At 65.4% G+C, this 14,849-nt stretch carries 18 protein-coding genes; 8 read left to right on the top strand and 10 right to left on the bottom strand.

Annotated features, from left to right (window positions below; all coding sequences use genetic code 11):
- Positions 1 to 29: 29 nt before the first annotated feature.
- Together AB0N05_RS31870 and AB0N05_RS31875 are read left to right on the top strand one after the other, a co-directional pair.
- Positions 30 to 308 (top strand): hypothetical protein, encoded by a 279-nt coding sequence (locus tag AB0N05_RS31870; protein ID WP_364700724.1) that lies wholly within the window; start codon positions 30 to 32, stop codon positions 306 to 308.
- Positions 308 to 706, top strand: a complete 399-nt coding sequence (locus tag AB0N05_RS31875; RefSeq protein ID WP_364700726.1) for a hypothetical protein — start codon at positions 308 to 310, stop codon at positions 704 to 706. Before AB0N05_RS31870 ends, AB0N05_RS31875 begins: the two co-directional genes overlap by 1 nt.
- A 3-nt stretch (positions 707 to 709) precedes the next feature.
- On the opposite strand, the gene AB0N05_RS31880 is transcribed toward AB0N05_RS31875, so the two are convergent.
- Positions 710 to 985: an Lrp/AsnC ligand binding domain-containing protein gene (locus AB0N05_RS31880; RefSeq protein WP_364700728.1), complete on the bottom strand. Its 276-nt coding sequence runs from the start codon at positions 983 to 985 to the stop codon at positions 710 to 712.
- A 100-nt stretch (positions 986 to 1,085) separates the two neighbouring features.
- A complete protein-coding gene (locus tag AB0N05_RS31885; RefSeq protein WP_364700730.1) occupies positions 1,086 to 1,553 on the bottom strand; it encodes a carboxymuconolactone decarboxylase family protein in 468 nt (155 codons plus the stop codon).
- A 302-nt stretch (positions 1,554 to 1,855) separates the two neighbouring features.
- Here AB0N05_RS31885 and AB0N05_RS31890 point away from each other — a divergent pair, with 302 nt between their 5' ends.
- Positions 1,856 to 2,644, top strand: coding sequence for a YdcF family protein (locus AB0N05_RS31890; RefSeq protein ID WP_364700732.1), 789 nt, complete (start codon positions 1,856 to 1,858; stop codon positions 2,642 to 2,644).
- Between the two features lie 63 nt (positions 2,645 to 2,707).
- On the opposite strand, the gene AB0N05_RS31895 is transcribed toward AB0N05_RS31890, so the two are convergent.
- The 5 genes from AB0N05_RS31895 to AB0N05_RS31915 all read right to left on the bottom strand — a co-directional run bounded on the left by AB0N05_RS31895 (position 2,708) and on the right by AB0N05_RS31915 (position 7,796).
- Positions 2,708 to 3,160: a MaoC family dehydratase gene (locus AB0N05_RS31895; protein ID WP_364700734.1), complete on the bottom strand. Its 453-nt coding sequence runs from the start codon at positions 3,158 to 3,160 to the stop codon at positions 2,708 to 2,710.
- A complete protein-coding gene (locus AB0N05_RS31900; RefSeq protein ID WP_364700736.1) occupies positions 3,157 to 4,641 on the bottom strand; it encodes a long-chain fatty acid--CoA ligase in 1,485 nt (494 codons plus the stop codon). The genes AB0N05_RS31895 and AB0N05_RS31900 overlap by 4 nt, the downstream gene beginning before the upstream one ends.
- A 4-nt stretch (positions 4,642 to 4,645) precedes the next feature.
- Positions 4,646 to 5,803, bottom strand: a complete 1,158-nt coding sequence (locus AB0N05_RS31905; RefSeq protein WP_364700738.1) for an acyl-CoA dehydrogenase family protein — start codon at positions 5,801 to 5,803, stop codon at positions 4,646 to 4,648.
- Between the two features lie 68 nt (positions 5,804 to 5,871).
- Positions 5,872 to 6,621, bottom strand: coding sequence for a 3-oxoacyl-ACP reductase FabG (gene fabG / locus AB0N05_RS31910; protein WP_364700740.1), 750 nt, complete (start codon positions 6,619 to 6,621; stop codon positions 5,872 to 5,874).
- A 23-nt stretch (positions 6,622 to 6,644) separates the two neighbouring features.
- Positions 6,645 to 7,796: an acyl-CoA dehydrogenase family protein gene (locus AB0N05_RS31915; protein WP_364700742.1), complete on the bottom strand. Its 1,152-nt coding sequence runs from the start codon at positions 7,794 to 7,796 to the stop codon at positions 6,645 to 6,647.
- Positions 7,797 to 7,924: 128 nt separating this feature from the next.
- Here AB0N05_RS31915 and AB0N05_RS31920 point away from each other — a divergent pair, with 128 nt between their 5' ends.
- Complete coding sequence (locus tag AB0N05_RS31920; protein ID WP_364700744.1) at positions 7,925 to 8,593, top strand: TetR/AcrR family transcriptional regulator C-terminal domain-containing protein; 669 nt, start codon at positions 7,925 to 7,927, stop codon at positions 8,591 to 8,593.
- Positions 8,594 to 8,605: 12 nt separating this feature from the next.
- On the opposite strand, the gene AB0N05_RS31925 is transcribed toward AB0N05_RS31920, so the two are convergent.
- Entirely contained in the window at positions 8,606 to 9,976 is a 1,371-nt protein-coding gene (locus AB0N05_RS31925) for a TerD family protein (RefSeq protein WP_364700746.1), read from the bottom strand.
- Positions 9,977 to 10,084: 108 nt separating this feature from the next.
- Between AB0N05_RS31925 and AB0N05_RS31930 the strand changes: the two genes are divergently transcribed.
- From AB0N05_RS31930 to AB0N05_RS31940, 3 genes are all read left to right on the top strand, one after another.
- A complete protein-coding gene (locus AB0N05_RS31930) occupies positions 10,085 to 10,717 on the top strand; it encodes a helix-turn-helix domain-containing protein (protein WP_364700749.1) in 633 nt (210 codons plus the stop codon).
- 9 nt (positions 10,718 to 10,726) lie between these two features.
- Positions 10,727 to 11,536 carry a methyltransferase domain-containing protein gene (locus AB0N05_RS31935; protein WP_364700751.1) on the top strand — a complete coding sequence of 270 codons (810 nt, stop codon included), beginning with the start codon at positions 10,727 to 10,729 and terminating at the stop codon, positions 11,534 to 11,536.
- A gap of 116 nt (positions 11,537 to 11,652) precedes the next feature.
- Complete coding sequence (locus tag AB0N05_RS31940; protein WP_364700753.1) at positions 11,653 to 12,372, top strand: hypothetical protein; 720 nt, start codon at positions 11,653 to 11,655, stop codon at positions 12,370 to 12,372.
- On the opposite strand, the gene AB0N05_RS31945 is transcribed toward AB0N05_RS31940, so the two are convergent.
- Positions 12,369 to 12,593 carry a hypothetical protein gene (locus AB0N05_RS31945; RefSeq protein ID WP_364700755.1) on the bottom strand — a complete coding sequence of 75 codons (225 nt, stop codon included), beginning with the start codon at positions 12,591 to 12,593 and terminating at the stop codon, positions 12,369 to 12,371. The two genes, AB0N05_RS31940 and AB0N05_RS31945, sit on opposite strands and share 4 nt — an antisense overlap.
- Before the next feature lie 85 nt (positions 12,594 to 12,678).
- Between AB0N05_RS31945 and AB0N05_RS31950 the strand changes: the two genes are divergently transcribed.
- Positions 12,679 to 13,749, top strand: coding sequence for a protein phosphatase 2C domain-containing protein (locus AB0N05_RS31950; protein WP_364700757.1), 1,071 nt, complete (start codon positions 12,679 to 12,681; stop codon positions 13,747 to 13,749).
- Positions 13,750 to 13,803: 54 nt separating this feature from the next.
- Here the strand turns inward: AB0N05_RS31950 and AB0N05_RS31955 are convergent, their stop codons facing one another.
- Complete coding sequence (locus AB0N05_RS31955; RefSeq protein ID WP_364700759.1) at positions 13,804 to 14,808, bottom strand: PHP domain-containing protein; 1,005 nt, start codon at positions 14,806 to 14,808, stop codon at positions 13,804 to 13,806.
- Positions 14,809 to 14,849: the final 41 nt, after the last annotated feature.

Below are 14,849 nucleotides of genomic sequence, written 5' to 3' on the forward strand. Positions count from 1 at the left end.
TTTTTCTCACCGGTGAGGAAGTGCGGCTCATGCGAAAAGGATTGGTTCTGCCCGGCCTGCTGGCCGTGGTGATTGCTCTTGCGCCGACAGCCGGCGCGGCTCCGGGGACGATTAATGTCAATGGCGAACGCTTTGACGATCCGTCAGGTTGCGTGGACGTTGCCCAGGTCTCCGGAAATCTGGAGATTCACAATGACACCTCGGGCCCGGTCACTGTGTTCACACATCACGGATGTGCCGGCGACGTCACCGGTGTGGTGCCGGAGGGATCGGTGAATACCTTCTTCGGCGCTTCCATCTCCGCCTAGTGGCACGTTCCGACCGGCAGCGGCGTATTCGCCGCGCCGGTGTCGATGCCTGTCCGGGGGTGGGCGGGAATCGTTGGCGGACAATCATTCTCGTCACGGCCGCGGTGCTGATCGGGTCGGCCGTGCTGGACATCGGCGTACCGGTGAGCACCGCGCATCCGGGCTCGGTTCCGGCGCGCATGAAGGAGTCGGCGGGCACGCTGGTCGTGGACGGCCACGACTACGACCAGCCGACGGGCTGCCTGACCGTCCGCAAGGTGCCGCGCCGCATTCAGGTCACCAATAACACCGATCAGCCGGTGCGCGTCTATCTGCTGCCCGGTTGTAAAGGCGGCGTCACGAATGTGGTCGAGCCCGGCGGGTCTGCCACTCCCCTGGGCGCTTCCGTCCAGGTCTGATGGTTATTCGCCGATCGAGAATCCGGCCTCGACATCGGCCTGCGAATACGACTTGAACGCGATGTGAGTGGCGGTGCGCAGCACCCCGTCGGTCTTGTTGATCCGGCCGGTCACCACTTCGGCGATCTGCTCGTGGTCGCGTACCCGCACGATGGCGATCAGATCGACATCGCCCGCGCACGAGTACACCTCGGCCACGCCCTTGATATCGGCCAGCGCCTGCGCCGTCTCGGGGATGCGGGCGGAGTCGGCATGGACAAGCACGATCGCGGTAATCATGTGGCCAACTCTAGGCGATCGCCGCGGCCGGGCTCGGCTATCCGGGCCCGGCGCGGATCGAATGAACCACTGCCGGGCCCGCGTTCACATTGGGCGGTGGTCACCACTGGCCGGGGACGTAATCTCCACCCACCATTCCGGCGATGACATTGAGCCGGTTCCAGGCGTTGATGGTGGCGATCAGGGAGATCAGCGCGCCGATCTGGTTGTCGTCGTAGTTCTTGCGGACCTGTGCCCAGGTGTCCTCGTTGATGGCCTGGTTATTGTCGGCCAGGCGGGTGCCTTCCTCGGTGAGGGCGAGGGCTGCGCGCTCGGCCTCATTGAAGACATTGGATTCGCGCCAGGCGGCGACCATGGCCAGGCGGACCGCGGTCTCGCCATTGTGGGCGGCGTCCTTGGTGTGCATGTCGAGGCACATGCCGCAGTTATTGATCTGCGAGGCGCGGATCTTGACCAGTTCCTGGGTGGCCTTGGGCAGCGTGGACTCGTCCACGACGCGGGCGGCGGTGGCGATGCGCTTGCTGAACTTGCCGGCAACTTCGTTCTCGTACAGGGCGAAGCGGGTCATTGTCTTGCTCTTTTCCGTGTGTTGTTCGTTGACTTCATGAGGTAGACGACGCAGCGCGCGGCGGTGTGACACGGGGGTCGCTGTGATGCCGGTCACCGCTTGCGAGCTGCTGCCGATTCAAGAATGGCCGGGCGGGTTGATACTTCGGCGATTCATGTGCTGTCGGCCCGCGATGCGGTGCCCCCATAATTCAGATCTTGATTTCGCGAAATCGGCCACCGGAGGGGAGGTCTCGCGCGATCATGAGTTTCGAGGAATGTGAACCGACCGGTAGTCACTCTCCGACTGCCTAGGGGGTTGCGATGCTTTATCAGCTGCGCGTACATACCCGCCCGACCACTTCGGGCCGACATCGGAAGAAAACATCCACGCGCGGCTGGCAGCGCGTTTCCGCCGCTGCCTGGCGCACCAGTCCCGGACGGCATCGCCGCCCGATCCCGAATACCCTGCGCACCAATGCCGCCCGGGCATTGCTCGCGGGCGCGACCGTCACCGTGCTGGCCACGGCCGCCGCACCCGCCTACGCCGCCCCAACTCCCCCGCCGATCAATCCGATCGCCGGATTGACCAGTGACATGCTGGCCGCCATCGATTCACTGAAGACCATTTCCCTGCCGGGCCTGGACCTTCCGGGCCTGGAACTGCCCGCATTGTTCAGCCCGGACACCGCGATCGTGGTGCTCGGCTACGGCCTGCTGCCGGACGGTGCGATGCGGCCGGAGCTGGAGGCCCGGCTCTATGCCGGATACGTGTCGGCGCTGCTGTCTCCGGATGCGCCGGTCATCGTGACCGGCGGTAATCCGCAGAACGGCGTGACCGAGGCGCAGGTCATGGCGCAGTGGCTGATCGATCGCGGTATCTCGGCGGCACGCATTCACACTGAGACGCAGGCGAATTCGACGGTGCAGAATGCGGCGTTCTCGGCGCAGCTCATGACGGCGATCGGCGCGCACGCGGCCATCCTCATCACCTCGGCGGACCATATCGCCCGGGCGCTCACCAATTTCAAGGCGGCGGGCATCGCGGTGGTGGCGACCATGACGCCGGACGAGACGCCTATGTCGGCGCAGCCGTTCGGGCCGGGCAAGTAGGGTTCTCCCGAAAGACGAAGGCCCGCCGGTCGATTCGATCGGTGGGCCTTCGTGTTTCGAGGTTCAGGAGAGGTAGCGGGCGATGCCCTGGGCGACGCACGCGGGCTTGGTTTCGCCGTCGATCTCGATGGTGACCGTGCGGGAGACCTGCACGCCGCCGGGGATATCGGTGATCGCGTCTAGAGTGATCCGGCCACGGATGCGGCTGTCGACCAGCACCGGGTTGATGAACCGCACCTTGTCCAGCCCATAGTTGATCGCCATGCGCGCGGCGCTGACCGTCATGATCTGCGCGGTGATGGGGATCAGCAGCGACAGTGTCAGGAATCCGTGTGCGATGGTGCGACCGTACGGGCCTTCCGCCGCGCGATCGGCGTCGACGTGAATCCACTGGTGGTCATCGGTGGCGTCGGCGAATTTGTCGATGCGCGCCTGGTCGATGGTGATCCAGTCGCTGACTCCGACCTCGGTGCCGACCGCGGCCCGCAGCTTGTCGAAATCGCTGAAGTCGATCATGTGAAGCGCTCCTTCAGTTCTCGCTTGAGCACCTTGTGGGTGGGTCCCAGCGGCAGCTCGGTGAGGAACTCCACGCGCCGCGGGTACTTGTAGCGCGCCACGTGCTCCTTGGCGTAGTCGATGACTTCCTCGGCCGTCACCGGCTCGGCGGGCACCACGACCGCGAGGATCTCCTCGCCGTAATTCTCATCGGGGATGCCGATCACCGCCACCTGCGCGATCTTCGGATGCCGCAGCAGCGCCGCCTCGACCTCGGCCGGGTACACATTGAAGCCGCCGCGAATGATCATTTCCTTGATCCGGCCGACGATGCGCAGATAGCCGCCGTCGTCCTTGGTACCGAGGTCGCCGGTGCGGAACCAGCTGTCCAGCATGACTTCCGCGGTGGCCTCGGGCTTGCCGGTGTAGCCGCTGAACACATTGTGGCCGCGCACCACGACCTCCCCGATTTCGCCGGTGCGCAGCAATTCGATGCGGTCGAGCACGCCGGGATTCGCGATCTCCACGTCCACACCCCACACCGGATGCCCGACGGTGCCCGCCTTCGGTCCGAGTATGGGCTGGTTCACCGTGGCGGTCGGCGAGGTCTCCGAAAGGCCGTATCCCTCCAGCACATACGCGCCGTACACTCGCTCGAAGTCCTCCATCACCGATGGCGGCAGCGAGGCTCCTCCGCTGAGACAACGTCGCAGTTTCGGCAGCTCTGGGGCGTCGCGAGCGGCGTCGAGGAGCCCGAGGTACATGGTGGGCACGCCGTGGAAGGTATTGACGTTCTCTTCGATCATGAGCCGGATGGCTTGTGCCGCATCGAATCTCGGGATGAGCACCAGTGTCGCCCCGACCCGCCAGATCGAGTTCATCGACACCGTCTGCCCGAACACGTGGAACAGCGGCAGCGCGCCCAGCGCGATGTCGTCACGGTGAGCTTCATTGGCGTCGAAGGCATTCACCGTCGAACCCATGACCATATTGAGGTGGCTGAGCTCGGCTCCCTTGGGCCGCCCGGTGGTGCCGCTGGTGTAGAACACCACGGCGGTGTCGAGTGGGCTGCGCGCCAGGAAGGTCGGGATGGGTTCGGCGGCCAGTTCTTTCGGATTCACACACTTGATTCCGACCCGCGCTGCGGCCGCCGTGCCCACCGCCGCCACCTGTTCATGACAAACGAGCAGCGTGGCGGCACTGTCACGCAGCACGTATTCGGCCTCGCCGGCGGTGAGCAGCAGATGCACCGGCACCACCGTCGCCCCGGCCGCGAGAATCGCGAAGTAGGCCCGCGGGAAATCGACGGTATTGGGTCCCATGAGCGCGACCCTGTCCCCTGGCCGCACACCGAGTTCCATGAGCGCGGCGGCCTGTTCGCGCGCCTGTCGCCACAACTCGGCGAAGGTGATCCGCTGAGTTCCCTCGATCAGGGCGATATGGTCGGGCCGCCGCCGCGCGGGTTCTGCGAGAATGCTTGCCAGAGAAAGAGTCGCGGTCATCTGTCTACAATCCCATATCCTTCGCAATGATCATTTTCATGACTTCGCTTGTGCCGCCGTAGATCCGGTTGACGCGGTTGTCCGCGTACAGTCGCGCGATGGGGTATTCATTGATGAACCCATATCCGCCGTGCAGCTGGAGGCAGCGGTCGATGACGCGCGCGGCCACCTCGGTGCAGAACAGCTTGGCGGAGGCGGCATCCGCGGGCGTCAGCGTCCCGGCATCCAGGGCCTCGAGCCCGCGATCGACGACGGCTTCAGCGGCATCCACCTCGGCCTGGCAGGCGGCCAGCTCGAACTTGGTGTTCTGGAAGCTGGCGACCGGCTGCCCGAAGACATTGCGCTGCTTGGTGTATTCCTTGGCGAATCGAATCGCCGCCGTGGCCTGTGCGTACGCGCCGACGGCAATGGACAGGCGTTCCTGCGGGAGGTTCTGGCCGAGATAGGAGAAGCCCTTGTTCTCCTCGCCGAGCAGGTCTTCCAACGGCACCTTGACGTCGGTGAAGTTGAGTTCGGCGGTGTCGGAGGTCTTGAGCCCCAGCTTGTCCAGCTTGCGGCCGACGACATACCCGGGCGATTTGGTATCCACCACGAACAGCGAAATGCCGTGCCGCCGATCGTCTTCGCGCGGCGCGGCGGTGCGGGCGCAGACGATCACACGGTCGGCATGCACGCCGCCGGTGATGAAGGTCTTCGAGCCGTTCAGCACATAATGCGTGCCGTCCTCGGAAAGCTTTGCCGTGGTGCGCATTCCGGCCAGATCCGAGCCGGTGCCCGGCTCGGTCATGGCGATCGCGAACATGATCTCGGCGGCCACGAAGCCGGGCAGCCAGCGCTGCTTCTGCGCCTCGGTGGCCAGGTGCTTAAGGTACGGCAGGCACAGTCCGACGTGCACGCTCGAGCCACCGAAAGAGACTGCGGCGCGGGCGGTCTCCTCGATGAGGATGGTCTGGAACTTGAAGGATTCGATGCCCGCGCCGCCGAACTCCTCGGGCACCTCGATGCCGAAGACGCCGAGTTCGGCCAGCTTGTAATAGAACTCGCGCGGGACGATCCCGGCCTCGTACCACTCGTCATAGACCGGCGCGACCTCGGATTCGATGAACGCCCGCACCGTCTTCCGGAAGGCGTCGTGGTCGGCGTCGAAAACTGTTCTCTGCATGACTAACTCCTGTAGAGCATGTGCGGGATTCAGGGGGAACCCCTGAGAGTCCCGAGAGTTGGGACAGCTCAGAGCTTGCGGCCACCGTCGACGTAGATGGTCTGGCCGGTGACGAACGAGGAATCCTCCGAGCACAGGAACGAGACCACGTTCGCGATATCGGCCGGTTCGCCGACGCGGCGCAGCGGGGTGACTTCGGCTGCCGCCTTACGGAAGTCGGCGGGATCCACGCCCACGCGCGCGGCGGTGGCATCGGTCATATCGGTGACGATGAAGCCGGGCGCGACCGCATTCACATTGATGCCGTACGGGCCGAGTTCGATGGCGAGCGTGCGGGTGAACCCCTGAATGCCCATCTTGGCGGCCGAGTAGTTGGCCTGCCCGCGACTGCCGAGCGCGGACACGCTGGAGGTGTTCACGATCTTGCCGGACTTCTGCTTCACCATGTACCGCTGTGCGGCCCGGCTGCACAGGAACGCGCCGCGCAGGTGCACCGACATCACGGTGTCCCAATCCTCCACGGACATCTTGAACAGCAGGTTGTCGCGCAGCACGCCCGCATTGTTGACCAGCACGTCGATCGAACCCAGTTCGGCGGCGACCCGTTCGAAGGCCGCGTCCACCGAGGCTTCGTCCGAGACATTGCAGCCCACCGCGATGGCCTTGCCGCCGGCGGCGACGATCGTATCCACGGCCGTCTTACAGGCGGCTTCGTCGAGGTCGGCGATGGCGACGGTGAATCCGTCGGCGGCCAGGCGGGCCGCGGTGGCCGCGCCGATTCCGCGGGCCGCACCGGTGACGAAGGCAACTTTCGACATTCGGTTCTCCTTCAAAGTCATTGTCAGAGGAAGGCGTTCACGCCGGTGAGCGCGCGGCCGATGAGCAGTTTCTGGATCTGGCTGGTGCCCTCGTAGAGAGTCAGCACGCGCGCGTCGCGCAGGTACTTGGACACCGGGTATTCGTCGATATAGCCGTATCCGCCGAATACCTGAATGGCATTGTTGGTCGCCTTCACCGCGGCTTCACTGGCGAACAGTTTGGCGACGGACGCCTCGGTGCCGAACGGCTTACCGCGTTCGACGAGGTCGGCCACCCGCCAGGTGAGCAGCCGCGCCGCCTCCACATCCACCGCGATATCGGCGATGAGTTCCTGGACCAGCTGGTAGGAGGCGATCGGCTTACCGAACTGTTCGCGTTCCTGAGCGTATTTCACGGCGGCCTCGAGGCAGCCGCGGGCAACCCCGACGCATCCGGCGGCGACGCCCATGCGGCCCTTGTCCAGCGCACCCATGGCGATCTTGAAGCCCTGCCCGAGCTCACCGAGCCGCGCGGAGTCGGGGACGCGCACCCGGTCGAGCACGAATTCGGCGGTGGCCTGCCCGCGCAGTCCGAGCTTGCCCTTGATCTCGGTGCGCGTGAATCCGGGCGCATCGGTCGGCACCAGGAACGCGGTCACGCCCTTCGGCCCGGGTCCGCCGCTGCGCGCGAAGATGATCGCGATATCGGCCCAGGTGCCATTGGTTATGAACATCTTGGTGCCGGACAGCAGCCAATCATCGCCGTCCTGAACGGCTTTGGCGGTCAGGTTCCCGGCATCGGATCCGGTTTCCGGTTCGGTGAGCCCGAAGCATCCGATGGATTCCCCGGAACAGATGCGCGGCAACCATTCTCGCTTCTGTGCCTCGGTCCCGTAGGTCTTGATCGACTTCCCGACCAGCCCCAGCGATACCGAGACGATCCCGCGCACCGAGCTGTCCCCGCGCCCGAGTTCCTCCAGCAGCAGACAGTAGTCCAGCGCGGTCCCGCCGGACCCGCCGTACTCCTCCGGAATCTCGATCCCGAGGAACCCCATATCGCCGAGCTTGCCGACGATCGCGGTATCCACGGCCTCGGCTCGATCCCATTCGGCCGCATACGGGATGACCTCTTTGTCCACCCAGGCGCGCGCGGTGTCTCGCAGTTCCCGCTGCTCGTCGCCGAGTTCGAAGTCCATGGCTTGATAGCTCCTAACCGAACGTTGTTAGGTTTATGACTCCGAAGTTATCCTAACGGTGTTCGGTTTATCAAGGGCGGAGTGATAACTTCAACAGCAGAGTCGGCAGCGAAGGGGAGGTGAGCCGCATGGCCAGGCCGAAAGTGCCTCTGCTGAGCCGCGACCGCATTCGCGAGGCGGCCCTCACCCTCTTGGATCGAGACGGCCTCTCCGACCTGTCCATGCGCAAACTGGCCGCCGAACTGGGAGTCCAAGCCGCCTCCCTCTACGGGCACTACCCCACCAAGGACGACCTGCTCGACGACATAGCCCGCGGCATCATGTCCCGGGTCGACACGTCGGCCTTCGATGAGGGCGACTGGCGGCACGGCCTGACCTCCTGGGCCCGCTCCTATCGCGCGGCACTGGTCCGGCACCCGAACTTCGTCCCCTACCTGGCATCAGGCCCCGGCAATCGCGACGAGAACCTACGCGCCGCCGACGCCGTCCACGGCGGCCTGGTCTCCGCGGGCTGGCCCCCACGCGATGCCACCCTCATCGGCGCGTCCACCCGCTACCTCGTCATGGGCTCCACCATCGGCTCCTTCTCCCGAGGCTTCGTGGACGATGTCCAGGTCTACCGAGACCGCTACCCCCACCTCGAACAGGCCCACCTGCTCCGCGCCAAGGCCGACGAGATCGATACCGACAGCTTCGAATTGGCCCTGTCCGCCTTCACCGACGGCCTGCAACTCCGCTTCGAGGCGATCACCGACCGCCGTTCGCGCCGCCAGGTACGCCGCGCGAAACCCACCTAGCGAGGTCGCGCGTCAGTCCTTGCCGCGTCCGGCCTTGATCTCGAAGTTCCAGTTGTATCGCCGGACGATTTCGGCGATGCCCGCGCCGGGGCGTCCGGCGGGTGGGCGGATGAAGGTGCACTCGCGGCGGACCACCAGTTCGCCATTGATGTTCTCGATGACGGCCAGGACCGCGTCGCGGGAATTGTCATTGCAGCCGTCGAGGGTCATTTCGATCGGGGCGCTATTGAGCGGGTACAGGGTGGCGGTCGCGTGGACGCCGCGGAAATCCGGTGCGCCTTCATACAGCGAGGTGAAGACCAGGATGCGGCGGAACAGCGGGGTGAAATCCAGGTTGATGTCGAGGTTTTCGCCATTGGCGCTGGCGCCGGTGCGGTCGTCCTGGTCGAGGCGGATGAACGGCGGGTTGGTCAGGTCGCCGAACCTGCGGTCCAGTGCGCGCACGGAACCGATTGCGCCATTGACCAATTCGTAGAAGCAGCACAGGTCCAGGTCGAGATCGCGTTTGCGGCCGAAGAGGCCGGTGCCGCGGGTGGTGGTCCAGTTCAGGTTGAACCGCATGGTGCCGCCGGTCGCGCCGGACTTGGTCAGCGAGACGGTGGGCGATTCCTTGGTCAGCGAGATCTTGGACAGGCTGACCGGAGTCGGGCGCTGCTGCGGCGGCGGGGGCACGAACTGCTGCGCGGGCGGCGGCACGAACTGCTGTTGGGGTGGAGGCGTGTATTGCTGCTGCGGTGGCGGGGGCGGCACGTACTGCTGTGTGGGCGGCTGTGTGTACTGCTGCTGCGGTGGTTGTGTGTACTGCTGCCGCGGCGGCGGTGGTGGCACGTACTGCTGCGTCGGCGGGGGCGTGTACGGCTGCGCGGGCGCGTCATCGACGGAGATGCCGAAATCGGTTGCCAGTCCGGCCAATCCCGAGTCGTATCCCTGGCCAACCGCACGGAACTTCCAGGCCCCTTGACGCCGGTATAGCTCGCCGAGCACGAAGGCGGTTTCGGTGGTCGCGCCGGTGCTGTCGAAACGTGCCAGTTCGGCGCCGTTGGAGGCGTCCAGTACTCGCACGTACAAGCCCTGGAACTGGCGGAAGGTGCCGCCGCTCGCGGAAGCCGCGATGACGATGGTCTCGATCTGCGGTTCCACCTGCGCCAGATTGGCGGACAGCACGTCCAGCACCGTCGGTCCGTGCTGCTTGCCCTCGTGCCGGACCGCACCGGTGGGGTGCACGGGCTGGTTGTAGAACACGAAGTCATTGTCGGAGCGGACTTTTCCGCTGACCAGCAGGAGCGCGGACGCATCCGCGTCGGGAACGCCCTGCCCCGCTTGCCATCCCAGCTCGATCCGCACCGCGTTCGCCGGCACCGGAACATTGGCGCCCTTCATCATCCCCACGAGCGTCAACTTATACGACGAGCAGGACCATTGTCAGTACATGGTTAATTTTTTCAACCTGAAGATAGAGTTTTTCAACCAAGGCGCGATACGCTGAGAGGCATGCGGAGCTACGGTCAGTACTGTTCGATTTCCCGGGCCCTCGATGTCGTGGGAGACCGGTGGACGCTGCTGATCATTCGTGAACTGCTGCTTCAGGGTTCGTGCCGCTACACCGACCTGAAGAACGGCCTGCCCGGCATTGCCGCGAACCTCCTGTCGAACCGGCTGCGCGAGCTCGAACAAGCCGGGCTGATCGGCCGCGAGGACGCACCGCCGCCCGTGGCGACCACCCTCTACCGGCTCACCGACGACGGTCTGGCACTGGAGCCCGCGCTGAAGGCCTTGGGGCTGTGGGGACTTCGCTATATGCCGATCGTGCGACCCGAGGATGCCTTCCGGGCGCAATGGCTCGCCTACGCACCGGCCTGGTTCGTCACCGATGCCGAGCCGGACACGCCGCCGGTGACCATTCAGCTGATCTCCTCGGGGGAACACGCCGTCCTCGAAGTCGGTGCGGGGCAGGTCGATTCGCGCATCGGCGAGACCGCTGACCCCGATCTGATCCTGGACGGACCCCCGCACACCGTGCTCGGCCTGCTCACCGGCGTGATCACCCTCGAGCAGGCCGTCCAGCTCGGGCTGACCACCCGGGGCCGCCGCGACATACTCACCCGCCTCCAGCCCACCACTTAGGGAACGACCATGACGCACACGCAAATCCCCGCGCAATACCGGACCGGGCGAGCCCGCATCAATATCGAGCAGGCCCTCGCCGACGCGGGCAAGGATCTCGATCGCCTCGAACCCGGTGATCTCGCCATGCTGGAGGACTTCCACACCAGCGGGCGCATCGCGACCTACCACCTCGCGGAGCTGCTCACCCTGACGCCCGGGACCGAAGTGCTCGACGCGGGCACCGGAATTGGCGGCACCGCACGGTATCTCGCCACTCGCTTCGACTGCCGGGTCACCGGCGTGGATATGGTCCAGGAGTACTGCGATACCGCCGACTGGCTCAATGGTCTGGTGGGTTTGGCCGATCGAATCGTCATCCGCCAGGGCGACGTGACAGATCTTCCCTTCGCCGATGCCAGTTTCCAGGTGGTTTTCAGCCAGCACGTGCAGATGAACGTCCCCGACAAGGCTGGTCTCTACCGCGAGGCTCGCCGAGTTCTCGCCACCGGTGGCCGCCTCGCGATCTGGGACATCGTCGCTGGTGACGGCCGCGCGCTGGACTATCCACTCCCCTGGGCCGAAGCCCCCGAGCAAAGCCACCTGACTTCGCCTGCCGCATTGCGCAGCACGCTCGAGTCGACCGGTTTCGGCATCGAACATTGGGCGGACCTCACGGACTCTTCGGCGGCGACGATGCGGACCGTGCTCGCCCTCCCCGAGTCCCCGCTCGGACTGCACGCCTTCGTCCCCAACTTCCGCGAGCGGGCCGAACACCTCACCGAAGCCCTGGCCGACGGCCGTCTGCGAGCCATTCAGGTGGTCGCCGGAGCGGAGTGATCGCGGGATAGATCACCTCGTTCCCCACTGGCAGTGGCGTTATCGCAATACAATTTGTGTCTCATCTCGTTCCAGCATGTCGATTTTCGACCCTCTCGAGAGGGGCATTGGCCGAAATGATCACTGCGAGATTCGCCGCCGCCTGCGCGGCCGTTTTCATACTCACCGGCGGCCTGCTCACCGCGGGCTCGACCACCCCCGCCGAGGCCTACGGCCCCTGGTCCTGCGCCGCCGGTAACCCCCTGCAACCCACCGCGGAACTGTTCGGCACCACCAATACGGCGACCATCACCGACCCCGCCGACCCCCGCCTCAATGACTCACTCACCCAGTTCGAACTGGAGGTGAACCTCACCGCCGCAATGGAACTCGGCCTTACCGTGCACTCCGAACCCATCGACGGCGTCTTCTGGTCGGAGGAGTCCCAGCAGATCACCTACGAGCCCTCCCGCCGCTTCGAACTGGCCTGCACCGGCCGCGACAATCTCTGCTGGATAGCCGACGACCTCCGAGTCCGCTACAACCAGGAAGCCGTCCTGGGCATCGAATTCCTCTCCGCCGACAATGAACGCGCCGACGGCTTCGAAGTCCGCATCCCCGGCGTGGACCGAACCCGCCTACACGACGCCCTCCTGGCCGACCCCACAGCCCGCGACCGCCTAGGCGGCGGCTCGGTGACCGAAGACGGCACCCTGATCCTGATAGCCGACCGATCCGCCCTCACCGAGGCCCAATCCTTCGTCAAAGGACTGGGCGCGCAATGGGATCCGTCCACAGTCCAATACGGAGACCGCCAGATGGTCACCGGCTACTGCACCCCGGGCGTCTACTTCTAGCCCCGCCGGAACCCCAGAATCGGGTAGCGCGGATCCGTGCCCCCGGCCCGAGCTTGCCCATGCCCGACAAAGGAACCCGCCGCGGCCAGATGCAGCCCATGGCGCGCACCGAGATGGGTGAGCAGGGCACACGTGTCGGCGCGCTCCCGGTCGCTCGGCGGGGCGTCGGCCGCCACGCGCATGGCGGCGGTTTTGTCCGTACGCGGCCGCTTCCTCGTCATAGTCAAGCACTGCACCATCATCGCGCGGTCAGCAATCACTCCCACGACTTGACTCTGTCTTATGGGAAGGGTTCATGCTCTCAGCGTGGATGGATTGTTGAGCATCGGCGACTTCTCCGCACGATGCGGCCTATCGGCCAAGATGCTTCGCTCATACGCTGCTGCCGGCCTGCTGGTCCCGGCCGCAGTTGATCGGGTTTCGGGCTACCGCTACTACTCGACCAGCCAATTACACCAAGCTCGGGTCGTTGCGCTGTTGCGCCGAGCGGGGATTGCGGTCAGCGACATCGCCGAGTTCTACGACCATCCTGACCCTGTCCAGCTCGATCACTGGGAGCGCGAGGTCGCGCGAGATTCTATGACCCGGCGTCAAGCATTGGTCCAGGCCCGAGCCGCATTGGCACTGGGCGAAGTCCCCCCACCGGCTTCGGCCGAAAGCTCGAGAAAAGGATCTGAAATGAGAACGAATTTTCTCGCGGGAGTGGCCACCCAGAAGGGTGGGCGCGATACCAACCAGGACGCGGTGCTCGTAGGAGACGGGTTGTTCGCGGTGGCAGACGGTCTCGGGCGACGCGGCGATGTCGCCAGCCGACTTGCCCTGGACACGCTCGGCGTCGCATTCGCCGCAGATCGCAGCATTTCAGGGCTGCTCAACGCGTGTCGAGAAGCCAATCAGGCTGTCTGGCAGCAGGCGAGCGCCGAGGGCGAAGATGCACCGATGGGGACCACTCTGGCGGCCGTCGCGATCACGTCTGACGTGGGCGTTGTCGTTGTCCACGTCGGCGACTCACGCCTGTACCGGTTTCAGCAAGGACGCCTGGACCAGCTCACGCTTGACCACACCTTCGTCGGCGATTTGATCCGCAGCGGCAAGCTCAGCGAAGAAGACGCCCAGACCCACCCGCACCGGCAGATCCTCACTCGAGCACTCGGCGTCGGCCCGGTCGCCGACATCGACTTCGCCGGGGTGTCCTGCGAACCCGGTGATCGCTTGGTTCTTTGCACCGACGGCCTCTTCAGAGCCCTACCGGCCGACGACCTGGAGGCCGGATTGGCAACAGAGAACGGACCCCAGCAATCCGCCGACCAACTGGTCGCAACTGCGGTGGCACGCGGTGCAGAAGACAACGTCACCGCCATGATCCTCGCCGCCTGACGGACACTCAGCCTCGACCGGGGCCTCCCCACTGGTGTGCAGCCTGCCCACCACCTAGGAACCTGCCCAGGTCAACAGTTTGTCCACCGGCCAGGTGTTGATGATTCGGTCGGCGGGGACGTTGTTGTCCACTGCGCGTTGGGCGCCGTAGCCGAGGAAGTCCAGTTGGCCGGGGGCGTGGGCGTCGGTGTCTATGGAGAAGTCGCAGCCGAGGTCCAGGGCCAGCTTCAATAGTCGAGTGGGTGGATCGCGGCGTTCCGGCCTGGAGTTGATTTCTACGGCGGTGCCGTAATCGCGGCACGCCGTGAACACCTGCTCCGCATCGAACTTCGACTCCGGCCGAGTCCCCCGATTCCCCTCGACCAGTCGGCCGGTGCAATGGCCAAGGATGTCGGCTTGACCACCCGAGACGGCCCGGACCATTCGGCGGGTCATTGCGGCGGGCTCCATTTTGAGCTTGGAGTGCACGCTTGCCACCACGATGTCCAGGCGCTCGAGCAGTTCGGGCTCCTGATCGAGGGAGCCATCATCGAGGATGTCGACCTCGATTCCGGTGAGAATCCGCATCGGGGCGAACTGCTCCCGAAGCTCGTCGATCACCTCGAGTTGCTCCCGCAGCCGGTCGGGCGACAGCCCATTGGCCACCGTCAACCGGGGCGAATGGTCGGTCAACGCACAGTATTCGTGCCCCAAGGCCTTCGCGGCGGCCATCATCTCCGCGATGGGCGCGGAGCCATCCGACCAGTTCGAGTGCACGTGCAGGTCACCCTTCAGGGCCGCCCGCAATTCCCCACCGCCCAAATCCTGTGCTGCGGCCCGCAATTCGACCAGCACATCGGGCTCGCGCCCAGCCCACGCCTGCGCGATCACCGCAGCGGTCTTCGGCCCGATCCCCGTCAGCGACTGCCACCCATTCGACTTCCCCAGCGCCTCCCGCTGAGCCTCATCCAGCCGCTCGATAATGTCGGCGGCATTCCGATAGGCCATCACCCGCCTGGACTCCTCACGGGCCCGGTCCTTGTAATACGCAATCTGACGCAGCGCAACCACAGGATCCATCCCTCCAGTGTCCCCTCTCTCCATGACGAAGGCCCCGAGTC

The sequence above is a fragment of the Nocardia sp. NPDC051030 genome, from assembly GCF_040683015.1.
Lineage (GTDB): Bacteria > Actinomycetota > Actinomycetes > Mycobacteriales > Mycobacteriaceae > Nocardia.